At 60.9% G+C, this 19,430-nt stretch carries 16 protein-coding genes and 1 tRNA gene; all 17 read left to right on the forward strand.

Going from position 1 to position 19,430, the window contains the following annotated elements; all coding sequences use genetic code 11:
• Nucleotides 1-16: 16 nt before the first annotated feature.
• The 17 genes from TERRO_RS12285 (at nt 17) to TERRO_RS12370 (ending at nt 19,411) form a co-directional block, all read left to right on the forward strand.
• The gene (locus tag TERRO_RS12285; protein WP_014785977.1) at nt 17-1,354 is read left to right on the forward strand and encodes a flagellar basal body-associated FliL family protein; all 1,338 of its coding nucleotides are present in this window, start codon (nt 17-19) and stop codon (nt 1,352-1,354) included.
• A 111-nt stretch (nt 1,355-1,465) separates the two neighbouring features.
• Nucleotides 1,466-1,996, forward strand: coding sequence for a DUF4149 domain-containing protein (locus TERRO_RS12290; protein ID WP_014785978.1), 531 nt, complete (start codon nt 1,466-1,468; stop codon nt 1,994-1,996).
• Nucleotides 1,997-2,255: 259 nt separating this feature from the next.
• Nucleotides 2,256-2,332: transfer RNA gene (locus TERRO_RS12295), tRNA-Asp, on the forward strand.
• Between the two features lie 853 nt (nt 2,333-3,185).
• Complete coding sequence (locus TERRO_RS12305) at nt 3,186-5,465, forward strand: phage tail sheath family protein (RefSeq protein WP_014786172.1); 2,280 nt, start codon at nt 3,186-3,188, stop codon at nt 5,463-5,465.
• A 24-nt stretch (nt 5,466-5,489) separates the two neighbouring features.
• Nucleotides 5,490-6,002, forward strand: a complete 513-nt coding sequence (locus tag TERRO_RS12310) for a phage tail protein (RefSeq protein ID WP_014785980.1) — start codon at nt 5,490-5,492, stop codon at nt 6,000-6,002.
• A gap of 76 nt (nt 6,003-6,078) precedes the next feature.
• The gene (locus TERRO_RS12315) at nt 6,079-6,759 is read left to right on the forward strand and encodes a hypothetical protein (RefSeq protein WP_014785981.1); all 681 of its coding nucleotides are present in this window, start codon (nt 6,079-6,081) and stop codon (nt 6,757-6,759) included.
• Entirely contained in the window at nt 6,756-7,499 is a 744-nt protein-coding gene (locus TERRO_RS12320) for a hypothetical protein (RefSeq protein WP_014785982.1), read from the forward strand. Before TERRO_RS12315 ends, TERRO_RS12320 begins: the two co-directional genes overlap by 4 nt.
• The gene (locus TERRO_RS12325; protein ID WP_052313338.1) at nt 7,496-8,263 is read left to right on the forward strand and encodes a Pvc16 family protein; all 768 of its coding nucleotides are present in this window, start codon (nt 7,496-7,498) and stop codon (nt 8,261-8,263) included. Before TERRO_RS12320 ends, TERRO_RS12325 begins: the two co-directional genes overlap by 4 nt.
• Nucleotides 8,230-8,769 (forward strand): hypothetical protein, encoded by a 540-nt coding sequence (locus TERRO_RS12330; protein WP_041592576.1) that lies wholly within the window; start codon nt 8,230-8,232, stop codon nt 8,767-8,769. Before TERRO_RS12325 ends, TERRO_RS12330 begins: the two co-directional genes overlap by 34 nt.
• A 4-nt stretch (nt 8,770-8,773) precedes the next feature.
• Complete coding sequence (locus tag TERRO_RS12335; RefSeq protein ID WP_014785984.1) at nt 8,774-10,636, forward strand: ATP-binding protein; 1,863 nt, start codon at nt 8,774-8,776, stop codon at nt 10,634-10,636.
• Nucleotides 10,633-10,914, forward strand: coding sequence for a hypothetical protein (locus tag TERRO_RS12340; RefSeq protein ID WP_014785985.1), 282 nt, complete (start codon nt 10,633-10,635; stop codon nt 10,912-10,914). Before TERRO_RS12335 ends, TERRO_RS12340 begins: the two co-directional genes overlap by 4 nt.
• The gene (locus TERRO_RS12345) at nt 10,911-16,367 is read left to right on the forward strand and encodes an eCIS core domain-containing protein (protein WP_014785986.1); all 5,457 of its coding nucleotides are present in this window, start codon (nt 10,911-10,913) and stop codon (nt 16,365-16,367) included. Before TERRO_RS12340 ends, TERRO_RS12345 begins: the two co-directional genes overlap by 4 nt.
• A 28-nt stretch (nt 16,368-16,395) precedes the next feature.
• Entirely contained in the window at nt 16,396-17,034 is a 639-nt protein-coding gene (locus TERRO_RS12350) for a hypothetical protein (RefSeq protein ID WP_014785987.1), read from the forward strand.
• A 46-nt stretch (nt 17,035-17,080) separates the two neighbouring features.
• Nucleotides 17,081-17,404: a LysM peptidoglycan-binding domain-containing protein gene (locus tag TERRO_RS12355; RefSeq protein ID WP_014785988.1), complete on the forward strand. Its 324-nt coding sequence runs from the start codon at nt 17,081-17,083 to the stop codon at nt 17,402-17,404.
• Between the two features lie 16 nt (nt 17,405-17,420).
• On the forward strand, nt 17,421-18,548 hold the full coding sequence (locus TERRO_RS12360) for a hypothetical protein (protein ID WP_014786173.1): 1,128 nt from the start codon (nt 17,421-17,423) through the stop codon (nt 18,546-18,548).
• A 9-nt stretch (nt 18,549-18,557) separates the two neighbouring features.
• Nucleotides 18,558-19,073, forward strand: a complete 516-nt coding sequence (locus tag TERRO_RS12365; protein ID WP_041593245.1) for a phage baseplate assembly protein V — start codon at nt 18,558-18,560, stop codon at nt 19,071-19,073.
• Nucleotides 19,073-19,411 carry a PAAR-like protein gene (locus tag TERRO_RS12370; protein ID WP_014785990.1) on the forward strand — a complete coding sequence of 113 codons (339 nt, stop codon included), beginning with the start codon at nt 19,073-19,075 and terminating at the stop codon, nt 19,409-19,411. The genes TERRO_RS12365 and TERRO_RS12370 overlap by 1 nt, the downstream gene beginning before the upstream one ends.
• Nucleotides 19,412-19,430 lie beyond the last annotated feature (19 nt).

Raw genomic sequence — 19,430 nt, forward strand, 5'->3', positions numbered from 1 at the left:
TTTAGACTTAAAAGCGATGCGTTCCCTAAGAATCACTGCCCTCACGGCGCTGCTGGCGCTCCCCTTCTCGGCCTTCGCCGCAAGTACCCTCACCGGCACCATCACCAACGGCACGACGAACAAGCCGTCATCCGGCGACACCGTCACGCTCATCCGTCTGGCACAGGGCATGCAGGAAGCCGCGCACACCACCTCGGACGGCAAAGGCCACTACGAGCTCAACGTGCCCGACGACGGTGTGCACCTGGTCCGCGTGACCCACGAGGGCGCCAACTACTTCAAGCCGGCGCCTCCGGGCACGACCGCCCTCGACATCGACGTCTACGCCGTCGCAGCGAAGGTCCCCGGCGTAAAGCTTGAAGCGGACGTGATGCGCGTGCAGACTGAGGCCGACGGCAAGAGCCTCCGCGTCGTCCAGCACTTCTTCCTCAAGAACGAATCGGCACCGCCCAAGACACAATTCTCGGACGCGACCTTTGACTTTACCCTGCCGGAAGGCGCGGTCGTCGAGGGCGCAGCAGCGCAGGGCCCCGGCGGCATGACCGTCCAGTCACAGCCCGTCCCGCTAACAAAGAAGGGCCACTTCACCTTCAACTTTGCCGTGCGCCCGGGTGGGCAGACGCAGTTCCAGGTCAGCTATCGCGTGCCCTACAACGGATCGCTGAAGATGACGCCGACCACCGCCATGGCCTCTGACAACGTCATCGTCATGATGCCGAAGGCGATGAAGTTCGACGGTGGCAAGACGCCGTGGGCGCCCGTGCAGGATGAGGTGGATGCGCAGACCTTCGTCGCACGCAACATCGCAGGCGGCGATACCGCAGAGTTCACGCTCTCGGGTCAGGGCCAACTGCCTCGCACCACGACAACCGCTTCCGACGCAAGCCAGCAGAATCAGGGTAACGGCCCGGCAACCGGCACCCCAGCCAGCGGCGCGGACCCGAACGCTGATCCCGGGTCGAACACCGGCCCGGCAGCCAGTAACAAGCCGGGCGGTGGCCTCGGCACGCCCATCGACACACCCGATCCCCTCAGCAAGTACAAGTGGTGGATCATCGCTGGAGTCGCTCTGTTGCTGATCAGCGGAGCCGGTTTCCTCCTCGGACGCCCGCAGAATCCCGCCGTCGTCACAACCGACCCGACGATCCCTTCGACGGCAGCACCTGTCGGCGTCGCTATAGCAGCGGGTATCCCGCAGGCGGCATCACTGCTCAACGTCCTGCGCGACGAGCTCTTCACCCTTGAGAGCGATCGCTTGACCGGCAAAATCACCGAAGAGCAGTACGCGCGCGTAAAGCCTGCACTGGAAGTCGTCTTGCAGAACGCACTCGAGCGCAACAAACCGTCAGCATAGACAACAAACCCTCGGCATAAACGAGAGTCCCAGGTGCCCCAGCTTCGCTTCAAGGAGCTGGGGCATATCTGTCTGTGCCATCCACGGCGCAAGCCCCGCTACACTATCTCCATGGTCATTGCTGCCCGTGTCGTTCGTCTGCTTGCGTTCGCTGTTTGGATGGGCGCCCTCATCTTCTTTGGTGCGGTCGTAGCGCCCACAGCGGCGCGCGTCTTCGGCACCACAGAGCAATTCGCAACCTTCATCGGACACACCCTGCTCTTCGCACACTCCATCGGTCTGTGGTGCGGTGTGGCCATGATGATCAGCCTGCGGCTGCTGGGCAGCCGTGCCTATCGCATGCCCGTGCAGGCCGGCCTTGTGCTGCTGATGATCGTGATGACCTTCGTCTCCAACCGCGCCATCATCCTGCCCATGGAGCACGATCGCGCCCTCGCCGGCGGCAATATCAACATCCTTCTCCCCGGCTCGCCGATCCGTACCGATTTTGAATCACGCCACGCGTGGTCAACGCGCGTCGAGAGCGTCGTGATCCTCGCAGGTCTCGGCCTCGCGGTTCTCATCGGTATGGAGGCAGGCCTCCGCGAGCGCGGAACGAATGCCACCCCTCGCAAAGTCTTCGACCTGTCCGAAGACGCGTAACCCCTGCGGTACCTGGACCAAAGACGCGGTCCGTCGCGCACACCCGGCGCAACGAAGAACTTTTTCATTCTCAAGGTGAGTTTCTGCACAGGACAGTCACCCATCTCGTGCAAAAGTTCTGATAAACTCAATCTTGTCGTCGCGAGTGAAACAGGCAAGCAGCTCAGCCGGAATCACATAGCGCAACACGATCGAAGCATGCGGACGCGCAACACGGCGACCCGCTTCGATGTGACATCCATCTTGCACCAGCAAGTTTGGGGACGTAGCTCAGTCGGTTAGAGCGCTGCCCTGTCACGGCAGAGGTCGCGGGTTCGAGTCCCGTCGTCCCCGCCATCAATCTAAAGAACTTAGGTTGAGGCGGCCCCCCTAATACGCAGAAGTCAAAGGGTGTAAGTGGTACCTCGTACTTCGGGTGGATTCTTACCCGGTGCTTCACCAGTTTTGGAAACAGCCTCCACATAACACGCACCCTGCGCTGTCCGTTAATGCGAGCTCATGCCCGTGTATGAAGCATCTTCCCTGGTCGCCTTCAAAAGTGTGCTGAAGGTACTGCGAAAAGTGTGCCAGCCGAGTTCTTTCTGGATAATATTTGCTCGCGCTTCGCATGTAGGCCGGCAGAACGTTCAGAACTGCCGACGCATGGCGAGCTGGATATATGCCAAGTCAGACAAAGCGATATAGCGCACTCGTTGATAAAGCCAAAGTCGAAAAAATGAAGCAGATTGCAAGAATTGGGATTACTGATGCCAATACTGGCAGCTTCCTTGCCTTTTTCATGAGGATTAAACAACGAGATTCCATCTGCGGATGCAAGCCCTATGCGCCCGAGGGGCTGTCAACTGAGCCCGCTCACTCGATAGAGGTATCGCTGACCTAAGACTTAAGTGCTGCCTCTGGCTCCAGAGCCTAGAGTGTAATGCGGGCGCTTCGTCGGAGAAGATCATCATCACTCGGTTAGGCAAACGAGCTAGAAGATGAATGCCGCGACGCTGATAACAGCCACATAAGAACAGCACATTACCGGGTAATTCCGGGATATGGCGCCTGCTATGCGCATTGCAGAAAATTACTTGAGCAAGTAAATCATCTGAATTAAACGCAATAGGAAGAAATATTTCCTCAAATTATCGTTGCGTCGTTTCTAGACCGGTGTATGCTTCGGCTACTTCCAACGAGGTGCCATCGCGTGCCGGCTACGACTACTTTTCCAGGTGTCTATCTTGAGCGGTTGCCCAGTGGCGTCCGTTCCATTGCGGGTGTCAGCACTTCCGTTGCGGCTTTCCTCGGTGAGGCATCGCGCGGAACGGTTGGTGTTGCGACACAGATCTTTAACTTCACCGACTTTACGCGTGAGTTTGGCGGCCTGGTTAGTAAGTACGATCTTGGCTATGCTGTGCGGCAGTTCTTCATGAACGGCGGCAGCGAGGCTTGGATTGTTCGTGTTGCCGCGAATGCCGTGCAAGCTTCTGTGCCACTCACCGCGACAGGCGGAGCTACGGTTTTAACGCTAACTGCACTGGATGCGGGTGACTTTGGCAATGGCATCACCGTTACCGTTGACTGGAAGACGCCCTCCCCTGGCAGCACATTCAATCTGACTCTGGCCACCGCGGACGGAACATCCGTCGAGAGTTACAGTGGCCTGTCGATGAACTCCCAGGATGCCAAGTTCGTGGAGAAGGCACTTGCCTCATCCCAACTGGTCAAGGCCACCCGTGCGGCGGGCCTCGCATTTCCAAATCCGGGAACCAGCACCAGCGGTGTGGTGGCGGATACAACCGCTGCTCTAACGCCGCCCGCGGGCCAACCGCCGCGAACTGATTTGCGCATAGTCGTAGATGGTCTACCTGTCATCACAATATCGCTGAATGCTGCTGCCGTCAGCGGAGGCATCGGCGCGGTCGCATCGGCGATCCAGACGCAGGTAGTTGGCATCAGCACCAATCCATCCCTGAAGAACTTCACCTGCAAGCCCAATGGCAGCAATGACCGACTGATTCTTACCTCGGGAACTACCGGTGAGAACAGCAGTGTTATGGTTCTGCAGGGCGCGACGCGCGACGCCGCAGCGGCGCTGAAGTTAGGCGTGGCAAGCGGCGGAACAGAAGTAGACGGAACCAGCGCATTGCGCCCGAAACCCACGCCTGACCCCGGTGTATTGCGCGGAGCTGCGATCACCACAGCAACCGCCCTGGACACACTTCCCAAGGCCGATACGCACCAGTTACAACTCGTCCTGGATGGCGGTGTGGCGGACACGGTTGACTTGATTTCTGGCGGCCTTGCTGCGGGCGCCGACCTGAAGACGAAGTTGCAGGACATGGCGACACGACTGCAGGACGCGGTGCAGGCACTGCGGTCCACGGCAGCGTATACCGGCTTCACGGCGAAAGTGGATGACTCCGGGGCCAATCCATTGCTTGTCCTGACTTCGGGCACGCGAGGACCGGGATCATCCGTGAGCGTCCTAGCCGCAGGGGCTGACACGTTCGCGAACACCCTCGGACTTCTGACAGGGATCACTGCGACACCTGGCACAACAAAGGCGCTTGCGGGCGGCAGCGCGCAGGATGTTTCGCCCTCCACCGTGTACAGCAGCTATGTGCCGAGCGGTACGGCGAGGCAGGGGCTCTCCGCGCTGGAAGAAGTGCAGAGCTTCAACCTGTTGATCATGCCCGGTATTACGGACTCCGCGACGCTTGCCGATGCCGCTGCATATTGTCAGGCTCGCTCAGCCTTCCTGATTGCCGACGCACCCTTCGATACGGGTATTCAGCACATGGTCACGGCGATCAGCGGGCCGTCGTTGCCGAAGAGTATCAACGCGGCGGTTTACTATCCGTACTTCTTTATCTCCGACCCACTAAATGGCGGCGCGAACAGGCGTATGCCTCCATCAGGTGCCATCGCAGGCATCTACGCGCGCACGGACACCACACGCGGCGTCTGGAAGGCACCTGCAGGCACAGACGCTTCCGTTGTCGGCGCTCTCGGTGTGGAGTACACGCTGACAGACTCGCAGAATGGTGCCTTAAATCCGCTCGGTGTGAACTGCATCCGGTCACTGCCAACCTTTGGCATTGTCAGTTGGGGCGCGCGAACGTTACGCGGTTCGAATGCGGAGGCGAATGAGTACAAGTATGTGCCGGTTAGCCGTACTGCCCTCTTCATCGAACAGAGTCTTTATCACGGGCTGCAATGGGTGGTCTTCGAACCAAACGACGAAACGCTCTGGTCGCAGATCCGGCTGAATGTTGGTGCGTTCATGCAGGGCCTCTTCAAGCAGGGTGCCTTTGCGGGGGTGAGCGCGGACCAGGCTTACTTTGTCGAATGCAGCAGCGAGACCACGACTTCCACTGACCAGAGCCTTGGCCGCGTGAATGTCATCGTCGGCTTTGCCCCGCTGCGGCCGGCTGAGTTCGTGATCATTCAGCTTCAGCAGATAGCCGGACAGGCAGCGTCGTAATCGACGGAAAGGAAGCCGTAAGCCATGGCGCAATTCACAGTAAATCCGGGGCGAGTCGACCCATACAAGAACTTCAAGTTCCGCGTGAAGTGGGACGGACGGTACGTCGCTGGCATCAGCAAAATCAGTGCGCTCAAGCGCACAACGGAAGTGGTCAAGCATCGAGATGGCAGCGATCTGTCTACGAGCTTCAAGTCGCCGGGGCGCACGGAGTACGAGGCCGTTACGCTGGAGCGCGGCGTGACCCATGACCTGGAGTTTGATACCTGGGCGCAGAAGGTATGGGACGTCAATGGCGGGCCCGGTACCGAGGTGTCACTGAAGGATTTCCGCAAGAACATCCGGCTGGAGTTGTTCAACGAGGCTGGCCAGATCGTGATGGCCTATAACCTCTTCCGCTGCTGGGTTTCGGAATACCAGCCTTGGCCTGACCTGGATGCGAATGCGAATGCCATCGCGATTCAACACATCAAGATCGAAAACGAAGGCTGGGTCCGTGACACGAAGGTGACGGAACCTGCAGAACCCAGCTTCTAATCCGGCCAGGAACTTGACGGAAGCGTAACGGCGCATCCGGAACTCCTTCGGCACGCACGGTACTACGGAGGACAAGATGGAAAGCAGCGCCGGCATGGTAGTGCGTGCGTGGGAGGCGGGATCGACTGTGACGGCCTGGCAGCGGCCGGCAGCCCTGCTCTCCGCGCTGACCGACATTCCGCTTCAACAGACGCTGCGCTTAGGGATCGCACGTCGTGATGCCGCGCTTGTCGCATGGCGCACTGCCCTCTTTGGAGTGCAGTGGCCCGCCTTCGCGCAGTGCCCCGCATGCAAAACCATGCTGGAGTACGAGCTACCGCAGCGTTCTGCCACGGTCGTAGAGAGCGACGAAGCCCTCGAGATAGACGTCAGTGGTCTGCACCTGCAGGTTAGGTGGCCGAACTCATTGGATCTGGCGGATGCGGCGGCTTGTCCAGATGCGCGAGAGGGCCGTGCACTGCTGCTGAAACGCATCCTGCCCGAACCAGTTGCGGAAGATTTTGTCGGCTCTGTGCTGACTGCGATGGCGGATGCGCACAACGGCTTCACAGGCATCGATCTGCAATGCCCGGAGTGTGCCGCGCATTGGTCGGAGGTGTTCGAGGCTGGTGAATACTTGTGGCGAGAAGTACGTGCGGCAGGCCGCCGAATCCTGCGGGATGTGGATGCGCTGGCGCGAGCCTATGGCTGGAGCGAGACGGAAATCCTGAGCCTGAGTGACTTGCGGCGCAACGAATACCTGGCGATGGTTCCATGAGCGCGGACTATCTGGAACTGCTCTTGGGGCGCGCGCGCGGCGAGCTACCCGCTGCAGAACCACGCATCCTGCCATCCATGGCGCCTCCATCCAGCCTGCAATGGGAAGAGATCAACGAAGAACGTCTGGCTGCGCCCGATCCACACATCGCTACGCAGCGCGCACCAGACCCGACCACGGCTTCAGCGATCGAGACGCGCGAGTTTCGTGACGGCCACACCCCATTGCGGGATGCGAAGCAGGCGCCCACTGTGAGTGCTCCCGGGCCTTCGCCAAAGCCGTTCCCCGGCCAACTTCTACCGCCGAGCGACGTCGTTCTATCCAACGTAGATAAGAGCGCTTCAATGGCAGTTACGCCGTTGCCCTCCCATGAGAACGTGACGCCGACACGGGAAGCTGTGAATCCGATTTCGCGTCTCGCTACTGCCGACCCCGGAGTGACGCGCCCTGATCCTCCGAAGATGGTGCCACCCACCTTGGGGCCAGCACGACCTCAATCGGCACATCCGCTGATGCCGCCACGCGAACAGGCTGCCACACCGCAGACAAGGCACTTACCCTCCCCTTTGAACACGCCACGGCCGGAGCCGGTTGCAGCAGCACCAATCACCATTCGCATCGATCGTATTGAAGTGCGAACCTCCGCACCAACGTCAACGCAACGGGTGGCACAACCAGAACGCTCTCCAGCAGCGATGCCGCTGGAAGACTATCTGCGCCGCAAAGGAGCGGGACGATGAGCACCGCCATGGCCATCGCGGCAGCAGCGCGCGTCGTCGCGCAGTTGATTGATCGGCGTGTCGCCCTGGAGAACTTCACCGCCTTCCAGTCGATGAAGACCACCGTTCTCTCTCCGGAACAGATCGACGGAACGGACATGTCGGCAACGATCGACGTCCCGCCGCATATCAACATCTTTCCGTATCACGTTGCCATGAATGCTGCATATCGCAATGCCTTCGAGCCGTCGCGCAATGCATTCGGACAGCCGGTGACGACGCCTCCGCTGGCGCTGGATATCAGCTTCCTGGTCAGCACACACAGCTCTTTGGAACTGTTGCCGGAGATGCTGCTTGGGCTCGCGATGCAGGCGCTCAGTGACGTACCGCAGTTGACGCGCGAGCGGGTACGCACATTGCTCGCGGTGAATCCGTTGATCGACCCTCCTGATCCTGTACTCGTGGCGCTGCAGCGATCAGGGCTCGCGGACCAGCTTGAAATTCTGCGGATCGAGCCGCTGAACCTCAACGCGGACGAGATGCAGAAGCTGTGGACTTCCATTCATAGCCGGTGTCGACCATCGTTCTGCTACCGCATCTCCGCAGTGCTGATTGAATCGGAAATTCTGCGAAGAGTGCGCTGCCCGTGCGCACCTTTGCGACCGCCGTCGTTCAGTCGGTGCGGCCTTTCATTGATCGCATCGATCCGCCCAATCTGCTCTTCCAGGCGGCCGCCTCGCAGATCGCGCTGGTGGGTGAAGAACTCGTCCAGCCCGGTGCGGTAGCTGTTTTCAGCAATGGGGCCCGGCGGCCACTTGATGCCGGATCCACGCCTACACGCGCACTGGTAACGCTGCCTGCTGGCCTTTCTGCAGGCATCGTCGGTGTCGAGCTGGTACGGACCATCGACATCGGCGCCGCGCCATTGAAAGAGGTCAACGAGTCGAACCTTGCCATCTTTCTGCACCGGCCAGTCTTCGCGCTGAAAGGTGACGGCACACCAGACATCACGCTGAACGCAGGGGTGCTTTCCATCCGTCTGCAACCACCACCCACGACAAAGCAGGAGATACGCCTGCTGCTCAATGATCCCGTTCCATCAGCCAGCAGCGCCGGCTTCACGGTTGCGGGAGTGCTGGGAAACATCCCTGCGACCGACCCGGTCACTTTCAAATTGGCTGGCGTGACGCCCGGCAGCTACATGGTGCGCGTGCGGGTGGACGGCGCGGAGACGCCGCTGACGCTCGATGGCAATGGGGCCTACACCGGCCCAAAGATTACGGTGGTCTGACCCCATGGCGATCTCCACGGTTCCAACACGCACGGACTGGCGGACCACCGAGTTGGAGCGATCACTTTCGTCTGTCCGGGAGAGAGTTCGCACCCGGGACACACCCCTGAAGTTGACACCCACGCTGGAACTGCTGTCGGCGATCTTCGAGCTCTCACGCTTTGAATCAGAGGTTCTTCTGCTTTGCGCTGCGGCAGAACTCGACACGGATGCGGGAAAGGCACTGGCCCAACTCCAGGGCAGCAAATGCGTACACCCTACGTTCGGCCTGGCGCTGTCCTTGCTGGATCAGGCCGCATGGGAGGCCGTAGCGCCGCATGCTCCGTTACGCCGGTGGGATCTTCTGACGATGGAAACGGGCTCCACGCTGCTGACCAGTCCGCTGCGTATCGATGAGCGTGTCTTGCATTTCGTGGTGGGCATCGACAGCTTCGACCCACGCCTGCGTATGTATATGCAGCCTCTACTTGCCGCACCTGACCTCGTGGCCTCACAACAGGCAATAGCGATGCGCATGGCTGCACTTTGGCAGACGTCTGCGGAAGCCGTGCAACTGGCAGGACTGGATGGCGGTGCGAAGCGGGCGATTGTGACGCACGCGTGCGCAGCGATGGGCTGGCGTGCCTTCGTCTGGAGCGTCGATGCACTGCCGGAGGCGGCGGAACTGGACCGGGTAATGCGTCTCTGGCAAAGAGAGGCCGCTCTCAGTCGCGCTCTGCTGGTCATGGATGCCGAACGAGTCGATGGTGCGCGCGAACAGATGCAGGTTGAGCGGTTCGTGCGGCAACTTGCATCGCCGTGCGTAGTGCTGGTGCGGCAGCGTTGGCCTTCGCAGTCAGGACAGCTACTTACACTCGACGTAGTTCGGCCGCTACGGCAAGAGCAACAGGCGATCTGGCGCAAAGCCACGCTGCCGGAGGTTACTGACGACGAGGTCTCCCGCGTCAGCGCTCACTTCGACTTTGACGCAGATGCCATACGCGTAGCAGCGGCCGCGTGGCGCAGCGATCCCGGCGTGTCCCTTTGGAGGACTGCGCGGCAGTGCGCTCGCGCAGCCGTCGAGGGACTGGCGCAGACCATCACACCGCGGGCAGGCTGGGAAGACCTGGTCCTTGACGCCGGCATGAAACAGCGGCTGCGCAGGATTGCCTCGCAGGTTCGGCATCGCTCGCAGGTGTATGACACGTGGCGCATCGGCGAACGTGGTCCGAACGGACTTGGGATCACCGCACTGTTTGCAGGTCCGAGTGGTACCGGAAAAACGCTTGCAGCCGAGGTCATCGCGCATGAACTGGAACTGGACGTCTGCCGCGTCGACCTGAGTCAGCTTGTCAGCAAGTACATCGGAGAGACCGAAAAGAACATCGCGCGCATCTGCGAAGCTGCGGAACAAAGCGGCGCTGTGCTGCTCTTCGACGAGGCGGACGCACTCTTCGGCAAACGGAGCGAGGTAAAAGACAGCCACGACCGCCACGCGAATATCGAGGTCAGTTACCTGCTGCAGCGGATGGAGGTCTACCGCGGGCTTGCACTGCTAACCACCAACCTTGCGGAAAATATCGATCCCGCATTTTTGCGGCGCCTGCGCTTCGTCCTCCACTTCCGCCTGCCCGAAGCGGCGGAGCGCGCGGCAATCTGGCAGCGCATGTTTCCGAGAGAAGTGCCACTGCAAAATGTCGATTTCAACCTGCTTGCCCGTTTGCAGGTGGCCGGGGGCAATATCCGCAATATCGCCATGACTGCCATGTTCTTGGCGGCGGAGCACGGCACCGGCGTGACCATGCCGCTGCTGCTGGAAGGCGCGCGCATGGAGTACAGCAAGCTGGAACGAACGCTGCGTGATTCCGAGATCGAGGGCTGGGTATGAGAGCGCCTGCGCCCCCGTTCGAACTCAGCATCGGCGACCTTGTTCTGGAAGGCATGACGCCAGGTGCTCGGCAGGTGTGCGCTGCGGCGTTTTCCGCAGAGTTCGAACTGATCGTCCTGAACCGGGGCACTGCAAGCTTTGCGAAGCAGGATCATTCGGAATGGCAACTGCCGACGTTGACACTGCCGGCGCACACCGGCGACCAGCCGCGTCGCGTGGGAAGGGCTTTGGCAGTGGCGCTGTATGAGGCATTGCATTACGCCGGGGAGGGCCGATGAGCAAGTCCGCTGCTCCTCCCCAGCCAAAGCCAAAGGCGAACGCAAAACGGTCTGCACTGCGCAAAGCGATGTCAGAGCCGGGAAGACCACTGCCAGATGCAGTGCGCGTGGAACTTGAGATCAGATTCTCAACCAGTCTTGCAGCGGTTCGCGTTCACACTGGTCCTCTGGCAGATGAGGTAGCACGCGAATTGGGGGCAGATGCGCTGACGTTGGGACAGCACATCTTCTTCCGTGCAGGCAAATGGCAACCGGAGACGCTGGCCGGTCGCGACCTGCTGGCGCATGAGGCGATGCACACCCTGCAACAGCAGGCGTCTGCTCCGCCCGCGCAGGATCTTCGCGCATCCGAGCCGGGAGAGCCATTGGAACGCCAGGCAGATGAGGCCGCCGAGACGGGCAGCATACCCACGCCGACAGCCGAAGCGGTCGTCGCAAGACGGGTTGCGGGTATGGCCAACCGAGAGACAAAGACCATCGACCCGGCGCGGACCGTCGAGGAACTTTCGCGGACGCTGCTGATGCGCGTGCGCGCGGATGGTAAGGACAGCAGCGGGAGGATCCGCAACCAGTTGATCCGCATGGAAGACGACCTGCGCCGCGACGTTCTACGTTGGCTGGAAGCCCACATGGAAAGCCATGAGTGGCGCACCTTTCTGGATGTACTGGCCGAGGACGTTCCGTCCGGTCTGGACGGTACCGAAAATGCCCAGGGTGCCGCTGCCGCGCCCATCGGAGATCTGTCGCCAGAAGCCAGGGCCGTCGAATCCGCAAACGGGAAACTCGATGGCGAAGAGGCACACGATCAGACAGCACCGCAAGCCAGAAAGAGCGAACAGGCGGGGATCGAAGGTGAACAGGAGGAAGCCGCTGCATCGGGCGAAGCAGCCGTCGACCAGCCACAGATTGCAGCGGGTGCGGTCACTACCGAGACCGCCGAATCTGCAGGTGCCGGGGCAGTAGCTGCCCCTGCCCCCGAACCCGCCACATCCGCAGTAATTCCGTCCGCACCATCGGCAGCCGGCGGAGGTGGTGCGATGGAGCAGCCCTCCGTTGCGGCCCCAACTGATGCTGACGAGACAGCGACCGAAGCCAGCGCGGGAACCGATGCCCCGCAGGCACACGTCGCGGAAGACAGGGGCGGCGCTCCCGGTGCCGAAGGTCGCACAGAGGCAGCAGAGGAGGCGGAGGCAGATCCATCACAGGCGCAGAACTCCAAAGCTGACACAGCATCCGTCACTGGCGAGCCCACGCCCGATGCCGTTCCTGCCGGCCTTGCTCAGGAGACGGAAGCTACTTCGGGAACGGATGTTGACACTGCAAACGAAGGCGCTGTCGGGGCTTCTTCTGATGAGACCGAATCGGCATCCGAAACCGCCTCAGCCCCAGCTGGAATCGCCCTTCCCTCCCTCTCTCAGACGGGAGCTCAGCCGGAAGTGGAGCAGCCGCAGGCGAAGCCATCGTCGCCTGAGGAAGCGGCTGTCACTCAACCGACCGCGATGGGCAGCAATACGGCTCAGCAGATTGACCCCAATATCGACACGGGCGTGACCGCCGCTGCATCGGAGGCCACTGCCGGGGATGCGGCTTCAGAGTCTTCGGTCGAGGGCCACGTCGGTGACAACGGAGGTACGGTTCCCGGTGAAGGCATCGCTGCGCAGCCGGAAGTGGGAGGACAGGGCTCGGCTCCCGGTACCATCCCACCGGGCCTGCTGGGTGAGTTCTCAGGCGAACCACCGCAGAACGATGCCGCTGCACCCGCGGGTGGTGGAGGCGGTGGTGGCGCGGCCGTCCCGGAGCCTCCGCCGGAGCCCGACGCCGCCCAGAGCATTCCCTCCGCCGACCCCGTTGGTGCGATGGACGCCGTCGGTGGCATGCAGGTCGCCAGCGCTGCGCATGCGATGGGGGCAGCACAGGCGACAGTCGCCGCGGAGACCGGTCAGCAGCAGGCAGAGCTGGCGGCAGCGCCCCCGACGATTGAACGCCCTACGGGAGCACCGAGCGGCGCGGATGGTGTGGCTCCGGATAATGTCCCTGCTGTTCCTGCAGCCGCTGACCCGGCCGGAGTGGCAGCAGTTGCTGCGGGAGCTCCCATGGCGGTTGCTGCACCGCAGGCAGCGCCCGAGCCGGGTGCACCAGTGACCCAGGGAATCGCAAGACCCCAGGTGACCGGTACCAGCGAAGGCAAGATCACCGAATCAGATGCACGCCGGGTACAGCAGGCCGTCGGAGAGGTGCCAGTCACCGATGAGGCGCTGAATGTTGACGCGGGAGATGCGCCACCTCTGGCGCTGGAGGGTGATGCCGATCCCGCGCAGGTGCAAAACCAACAGACCGCACTGATGGACAGCGCAGCGACTAACGCGCAGCAGGGCGCGCAGGACGCTGCCGAACCGATGGGAGAGGACCATCTGTACCCTGCAGTGACACCGGGCACCATAGCCCCGGATGAAGCCGTAGCGGGTGTCGCCGCTGCAAGCGCCGGGCCAGAGCAGGACGCCGGCATGGGGGACATTGACATAGGTGTTGCCACGGTTGCCGAACAGGAGCACGGCGACGAAGTTCGCCAGCATGCAACGTCCGCATCCGGCCAGCTCACGACGAAACGCGCGGACAAAGACAACGAGCAGCAGAAGGCCAACACAGACAGCCAGAAACAGGTTTCCGATGCGATTGACGCTAATGCGAAGCAGCAGGCGGATGAGCGTACAACCGCGCGCAAACAAGTGTTGGATCAGCGCAAAGATTGGACCGAAGGTCAGAAGGCGGCGGTTACAACAGCGCGAGATGATTCTGGCAAGGAACTGCAGGGTGCTCGCGGCGAAATTACATCCGAACAGACAAAGGCGCAGGACAAGGCCAACGAACACATCGCCGAAGGCAACCGCAAGATCGTCACAGCACGCACCGACGGCGAGAACAAGGCTCGGGCCGAGCGCGAGAAAGCCAAGCGCGAGAGCGAAGATGATGGCGGCATCTTCGGCTGGATCGCCTCCAGTATCAGCAGTTTCTTTAACAAGCTGCTGGATGCAGTGCACGCCGTCTTCGACGCCGCGCGCAAACTCGTCAAGGTTGCGATCGAGGCAGCGCAGAAGTTGGCACACGCCGTCATCGACGCCGCACGCAAGGCCGTGGTGGGTCTCATCCAGGCAGCCGGTAAGGCACTCCTAGCCATTGGCGACAAGCTGCTCGCCGCCTTCCCTGCCCTGCACGACAAATTTCGTAAGGCCATTCACGGTCTGGTGGACGCCGCCGTCAAGGCCGTCAACAAGCTGGCCGATGCGCTGGACAAGGGTATCCGCGCCCTTCTAAACGGACTGATGAAGGCGCTCAACGCCATCCTCAGTGCCTACGAGGCCATCTACAGCGGCATCATCAAGGCAGTCGCTGGCTTTGTGAAGGGCGTGCTCGACAAGGTGCGTGCGCTGATCGCGGCACTCGCCCAGTTCGCTGCGCTGGTAAAAGATATTGCACCCGCACCGGGCCAGTGGCTAAGCAATCTTGGCGCATCGATCATGGACGGCATCCGCAATCACTTGTGGACCGCTCTGAAGACCGCCTTCAAACAGTGGTTCAACGACACCATCGAAGGCATCATCGGCATGGGCCGAATGGTGCTGGACCTGTTGCGAAAGGGCGGCCTCTCGCTCAAGAAGATCGCTGGCTTTGTGTGGAGCGCCATCATCTCCGCCATTCCGGGTATCGTCATCCAGTTCCTGATCGAGAAGCTCATCGCGATGATCATCCCTGCAGCCGGCGCGGTGATGCTCGTCATCCAGGGACTGATCGCAGCATGGGGAGCCATTCAGCGCATCATCGCCGCCTTCCAGCTGTTCTTCACCTTCCTCAAGGCGGTCAAGGCGGGCGGCGCGGGCCCGCAGTTTGCCACGGCCCTTGCAGCCGGAGCCATCGCGCTCATCCAGTTCCTTGCAGGCTTCATCATGTCGCGCCTTGGCGGAGCAGCGAGCGGCGTTACCAGCAAACTCAAGGCTATCGCGCAAAAGATCGTCGCCTTCTTCAAGCGCGTCGGCAAGGCGATTGGAAAGGGACTGAAGGTCGTTGGCCGCGTCATCGTGCGTGGCGTGAAGGCTGTCGGTCGCGTTGTCGTACGCGGCGCGAAAGCCGTTGGCAGAGTGGTCACCCGCGGTGCTCGTGCCGTGGCACGTGTAGCCACGCGTGCCGGGAAAGCTGTCGTACGAGTCTTGAGCAAGACGAAAATTGGCCGCGCAATCCTCCGCGCTGGCAGCAAGGTCGTTGGGAAGATTCGCACTGGTTATGGAAAGGCCAAAGACTGGCTCAAGAAGAAGCAGGAGCAATTCAAGGCGTGGCGGGAAAAACGAAAGAAGAACGCCGCGGAAAGGAAACAAAAGAGACTGGAGCATGCTGTAGCGGCCATCAAGCCGCCACTTGAGAGCATGCTGAAGCGCGGGGTCAGTGGCCTTTGGCTGAAGGCACGCCTGGGGTTCTGGTTGCTGCGTTATCGTCTGACTTCGCTGCGCGTTGCGGGCCGCGAGATCATCGCGAAGATCAACCCGGAAGCTCCCGTGACTGAAGTCGAAAAGGTTGGCATCGGCAAAGAGCTGCTCCCCATTCTGCGAGCCGCAGAAAGAAGGTTTGAGGAAGATTGGTATGCATCCAGGGCAGCGGATGACGCCGGAATGTCGAGCGCAAAGGAGGCTGACAATTACGTCCGCCCAAACGCAGAACTGGACGACATATTTAGCGCGCGGATGGCACGTACAGAGCGAGGAACGTCCTCAAGGCACGCACCGCTCTTCTTCCGGTCCACAGGTGTCACCATCCGAAGCAGGCGCGGGCCGTCTGCCTCGGATAGTCCGGCATTGCTTTCAGGCTTGATGGTTCCCCTCGGCAGGAAGTCCAGCTATAGCGCGATGCGAACGGAGTGGATAAAGACTGGTATGCCAACCATGGCTGCTCTTGCAGCTTCCCCGGAACATCGGACATTGCGCCTCTTTGAGCGAGCTCGTGGAGAGGGAATGCTTCCAGCAATGGACCTCGCCCAATCACTCGCAGAAGGAGGTCACGCCAACGCAGGCGACGTTACATACGGAGCGCTCGCGCCCATGGCTCCAGTGGGCGCAGCTCAAGCCGCGGAGGTGGATGCATTGAGAAAAGGCCTGCCGTTGAAGGTGGATCCCAAGGATCACAAGGGTTCTCCAGATCTACCTAAATACAACCGAAAGAAACTCGCAGGCGTTCGGGACGACAGTGCACGGCGCATCGCAAACATATTTCTCAGACTCCGCAGCGTAATCGAGTCTGGTCAATCACTTGAAACCACGCCGGGCAATGCCAGCTTCCCCGCGCTTGGAGAGGCTTTCAGCAAATGGCTGGAGGCGCACCGTAACCAGGACGTAATAGCAAAGTCAGGTGCTGCAGAGGTACTCTCCGCGGAGCTTGCCGTTTTCCTTAAGACCTACCGTGGTGGCTGACACCACTGTATTGAAAGGCAACATTGCGATGAGCACACCCGTATCACCACGCACATTACGCGCTGGTCTCGTGCTCGCCGACCCCAACTCCGGGTCGACGCAGCAGGTTATCGTGCTGCAGTACAGTCCGGAGTCCCTCAGCCGCTCCCTCCAGCCGCAGGCCGTCGGTGCCGAGTCAGGCGATCGCGTGGACGCCCTGCGCCTCAAGGCTCCGCCCGTCGAAACCTACAAGATCGACGCCGAGCTCGACGCAACCGATCAGATGGCAACAGCAGCCGGTGCACCCAATGGCCTCCTGCCGCAGCTTGCAGCGCTTGAGATGCTCGTCACTCCCTCCGTCTCCACCTTGCGTTCCAACCAGGCTCTCGCCATGGCCGGCACGTTGGAGATCGTTCCCGTGATGATGCCACTCACACTGTTTGTCTGGGGTCGTAACCGTATCCTGCCGGTTCGCATTACAGAGTACAGCGTGACAGAGGATGCCTTCGATCCGCAGTTAAATCCAATTCGTGCCCGCGTCAGCCTGAGCCTGCGCGTGCTGAATGTGAACGACCTTGTGCCAGGCAGCCGAGGGTCCGAACTTTACCTTGCGCATCAGTCGCAGATGGAAGCTCTGGCGCGCAAGTTTGCCTATGGCAGCGCAGCCGATGTGGGGCTGACCCGATGATCGCCAACCTGATTCGTATCCCTGATTCCTTTACGAGGAGGACCCTATGAAGAACCCGCTGCCAGCCAACAGTCGCTACTCCGCGGTGGAGGCTACACAGACCGTGCTGCCCGACGGACGGAACGTCGCTTTTCTGCGCCGCCGTTTTATCCCGCACCCATCGCAGTTCGCAACGCTGCAACAGCACACGGTGCGACAGAGCGAACGACTCGATCAAATTGCGGCTCAGTATCTGGGCGACCCGGAGATGTTCTGGCAGATTGCGGATGCCAACCTTGCCTTCGATCCTGCGGACCTGACCGCAACACCTGGAACAAACCTGCGCATCACCCTGCCCGCCGGCCTTCCCGGTGGGCCTGCGGACGACTGAGGAGACGGTAGACAGCATGCAGCAGATCTTCTTCACGTTGCTGATTGGCCCCATGGTGCCCGTGCCCGCGCCGGCGGCGGTGTCGAACGCGCTGCAGAGCGCGCAGGTCACCGTCGCCAGCGGCCAGCGCAGCGGCTTCCAGTTGCTCTTTAACGTGGCGACAAACAGCCTGTTGAACACAACGCTTCTTCCTGCGGGCCTGTTCGATCCCGGCATCCGCGTGATCCTTATGGCTATCGTCAACGGAATTCCAAACGTGCTGATGGATGGCATCGTCATGCGCCAGGAATTTGCTCCGTCAAACCAGCCGGGACAGAGCACACTCACGGTCACGGGTGAAGATGTGAGCGTCATGATGGGGCTGATTGATCTGAAAGGCATTCCCTATCCTGCGATGTCGGTCGAATTGCGAGTCGCCGCAATCCTGGCGAAGTACGCAATTTACGGTCTTGTTCCGCTGATCATTCCCTCTCTGTTTCCCGATCTCAACTTGCCAATGAAGTCCATCGCCTTCCAGAAGGGCACGGACCTTGACTACATCAATCAACTTGCCAAGGAGAACGGCTATGTCTTCTACCTGAGTCCAGGCCCCGCGCCGGGTGTGAATCTGGCTTATTTCGGTCCAGAGATTCGCATCGGCGTGCCGCAGCCTGCACTCAACATCAACATGGACGCAGCAACCAACGTGGAATCTCTGAGCTTCAGCCTCGACGGTTCCACGCGCGAACAATTGGCCGTCCTCATTCAGGAACCATTCACCAAGTTGAATATTCCTGTTCCGATTCCCTCTCTAAGCCCTTACGCTCCACCGCTGGCGGCGAAGTCTGCGCCGGCGTTGCACCTGAAGTTTCTGGAAGGCGCAGCAAAATTGGATCCTCTGAAGGCCATGATCCAGGGCATCGGCAAAGCCACGGAGGCCAATGACGCTATTACCGCAAGCGGCTCCCTTGATGTACTGCGTTACGGACGCGTACTTGGTGCGCGGCAACTGGTGGGTGTCCGTGGCAGTGGACCTGCGTATGACGGCCTTTACTTCGTAAAGAGCGTGACGCATAACCTCAACCCTCGCAAGCGCGAGTACAAACAGAGTTTTAACTTGGCTCGGAACGGGCTGATCAGCCTGACGCCTCGAGTGGTGCCATAGACGATGAGCATGGACGAAACAACGCGTTACTACGGCAAGTACCGGGGCACGGTGGTGAACAACGTGGACCCGATGAAGACCGGACGCCTGATGGTGCAGGTGCCGGACGTGTACGGCATTGTGCCGTCAACGTGGGCCATGCCGTGTGTGCCTGCAAGCGGCATTCAAAACGGCATGTTGTGGTTACCCGCGATCGGTGCCGGCGTATGGGTGGAATTTGAGCAGGGCAACCCCGACTATCCCATCTGGGTTGGCGGCTGGTGGGGCTCTGCAGCGGAGGTGCCTGCGCTGACGCAACTCGCACCACCTGCAGTCTCCTGTATGGCCATGCAGACCACGCTGCAGAACGGCATCGTGCTGAGCGATGTGCCTGGCCCAACCGGCGGCATCATGCTCAAAAGCACGCTGGGCGCGAGCATCATCGTAAACGACACGGGAATTTACATACAGAACGGAAAGGGCGCGAGCATCACGTTGATCGGACCATCGGTCACCGTGAACACGGGCGCGCTGGTGGTGACTTAATGCCGGGACCTCTATTCCATGTAGGAGCCATCGCCATTTGCGCGCATGGCACGGGCGTCGTCAACGTGATCTCGTCGAACACGCGCGTCCTCGTCAGCGGCATGCCGGTCGCCACAGTGACCGATCAGGCCATGATCGCGGGTTGTCTGTTTCTCGCAACATCGCCCACGCCGCAACCATGTCTGCGTGTACAGTGGGTGACGCCTGCGGCGCGTGTGTTGATCAACGGTCAACCGGCGTTACTGCAGACCTCGGTCGGATTAGGACTTGGCCCCACTCAGGCTCCTCAAGGACCCATCAACATCGTGTCCACACAACCGCGGGTAATCGGCACGTAGAACGCCACGGGGAACTGCT

It is taken from the genome of Terriglobus roseus DSM 18391 (assembly GCF_000265425.1).
Classification (GTDB): domain Bacteria; phylum Acidobacteriota; class Terriglobia; order Terriglobales; family Acidobacteriaceae; genus Terriglobus; species Terriglobus roseus.

Excerpts from the sequence above, each read along its gene's own strand:
- TERRO_RS12285 (WP_014785977.1), top strand. The coding sequence starts at position 17 with ATGCGTTCCCTAAGAATCACTGCCCTCACGGCGCTGCTGGCGCTCCCC.
- TERRO_RS12290 (WP_014785978.1), top strand. The coding sequence starts at position 1,466 with ATGGTCATTGCTGCCCGTGTCGTTCGTCTGCTTGCGTTCGCTGTTTGG.
- TERRO_RS12310 (WP_014785980.1), top strand. The coding sequence starts at position 5,490 with ATGGCGCAATTCACAGTAAATCCGGGGCGAGTCGACCCATACAAGAAC.
- TERRO_RS12315 (WP_014785981.1), top strand. The coding sequence starts at position 6,079 with ATGGAAAGCAGCGCCGGCATGGTAGTGCGTGCGTGGGAGGCGGGATCG.
- TERRO_RS12320 (WP_014785982.1), top strand. The coding sequence starts at position 6,756 with ATGAGCGCGGACTATCTGGAACTGCTCTTGGGGCGCGCGCGCGGCGAG.
- TERRO_RS12325 (WP_052313338.1), top strand. The coding sequence starts at position 7,496 with ATGAGCACCGCCATGGCCATCGCGGCAGCAGCGCGCGTCGTCGCGCAG.
- TERRO_RS12335 (WP_014785984.1), top strand. The coding sequence starts at position 8,774 with ATGGCGATCTCCACGGTTCCAACACGCACGGACTGGCGGACCACCGAG.
- TERRO_RS12340 (WP_014785985.1), top strand. The coding sequence starts at position 10,633 with ATGAGAGCGCCTGCGCCCCCGTTCGAACTCAGCATCGGCGACCTTGTT.
- TERRO_RS12345 (WP_014785986.1), top strand. The coding sequence starts at position 10,911 with ATGAGCAAGTCCGCTGCTCCTCCCCAGCCAAAGCCAAAGGCGAACGCA.
- TERRO_RS12350 (WP_014785987.1), top strand. The coding sequence starts at position 16,396 with ATGAGCACACCCGTATCACCACGCACATTACGCGCTGGTCTCGTGCTC.
- TERRO_RS12355 (WP_014785988.1), top strand. The coding sequence starts at position 17,081 with ATGAAGAACCCGCTGCCAGCCAACAGTCGCTACTCCGCGGTGGAGGCT.
- TERRO_RS12360 (WP_014786173.1), top strand. The coding sequence starts at position 17,421 with ATGCAGCAGATCTTCTTCACGTTGCTGATTGGCCCCATGGTGCCCGTG.
- TERRO_RS12365 (WP_041593245.1), top strand. The coding sequence starts at position 18,558 with ATGGACGAAACAACGCGTTACTACGGCAAGTACCGGGGCACGGTGGTG.
- TERRO_RS12370 (WP_014785990.1), top strand. The coding sequence starts at position 19,073 with ATGCCGGGACCTCTATTCCATGTAGGAGCCATCGCCATTTGCGCGCAT.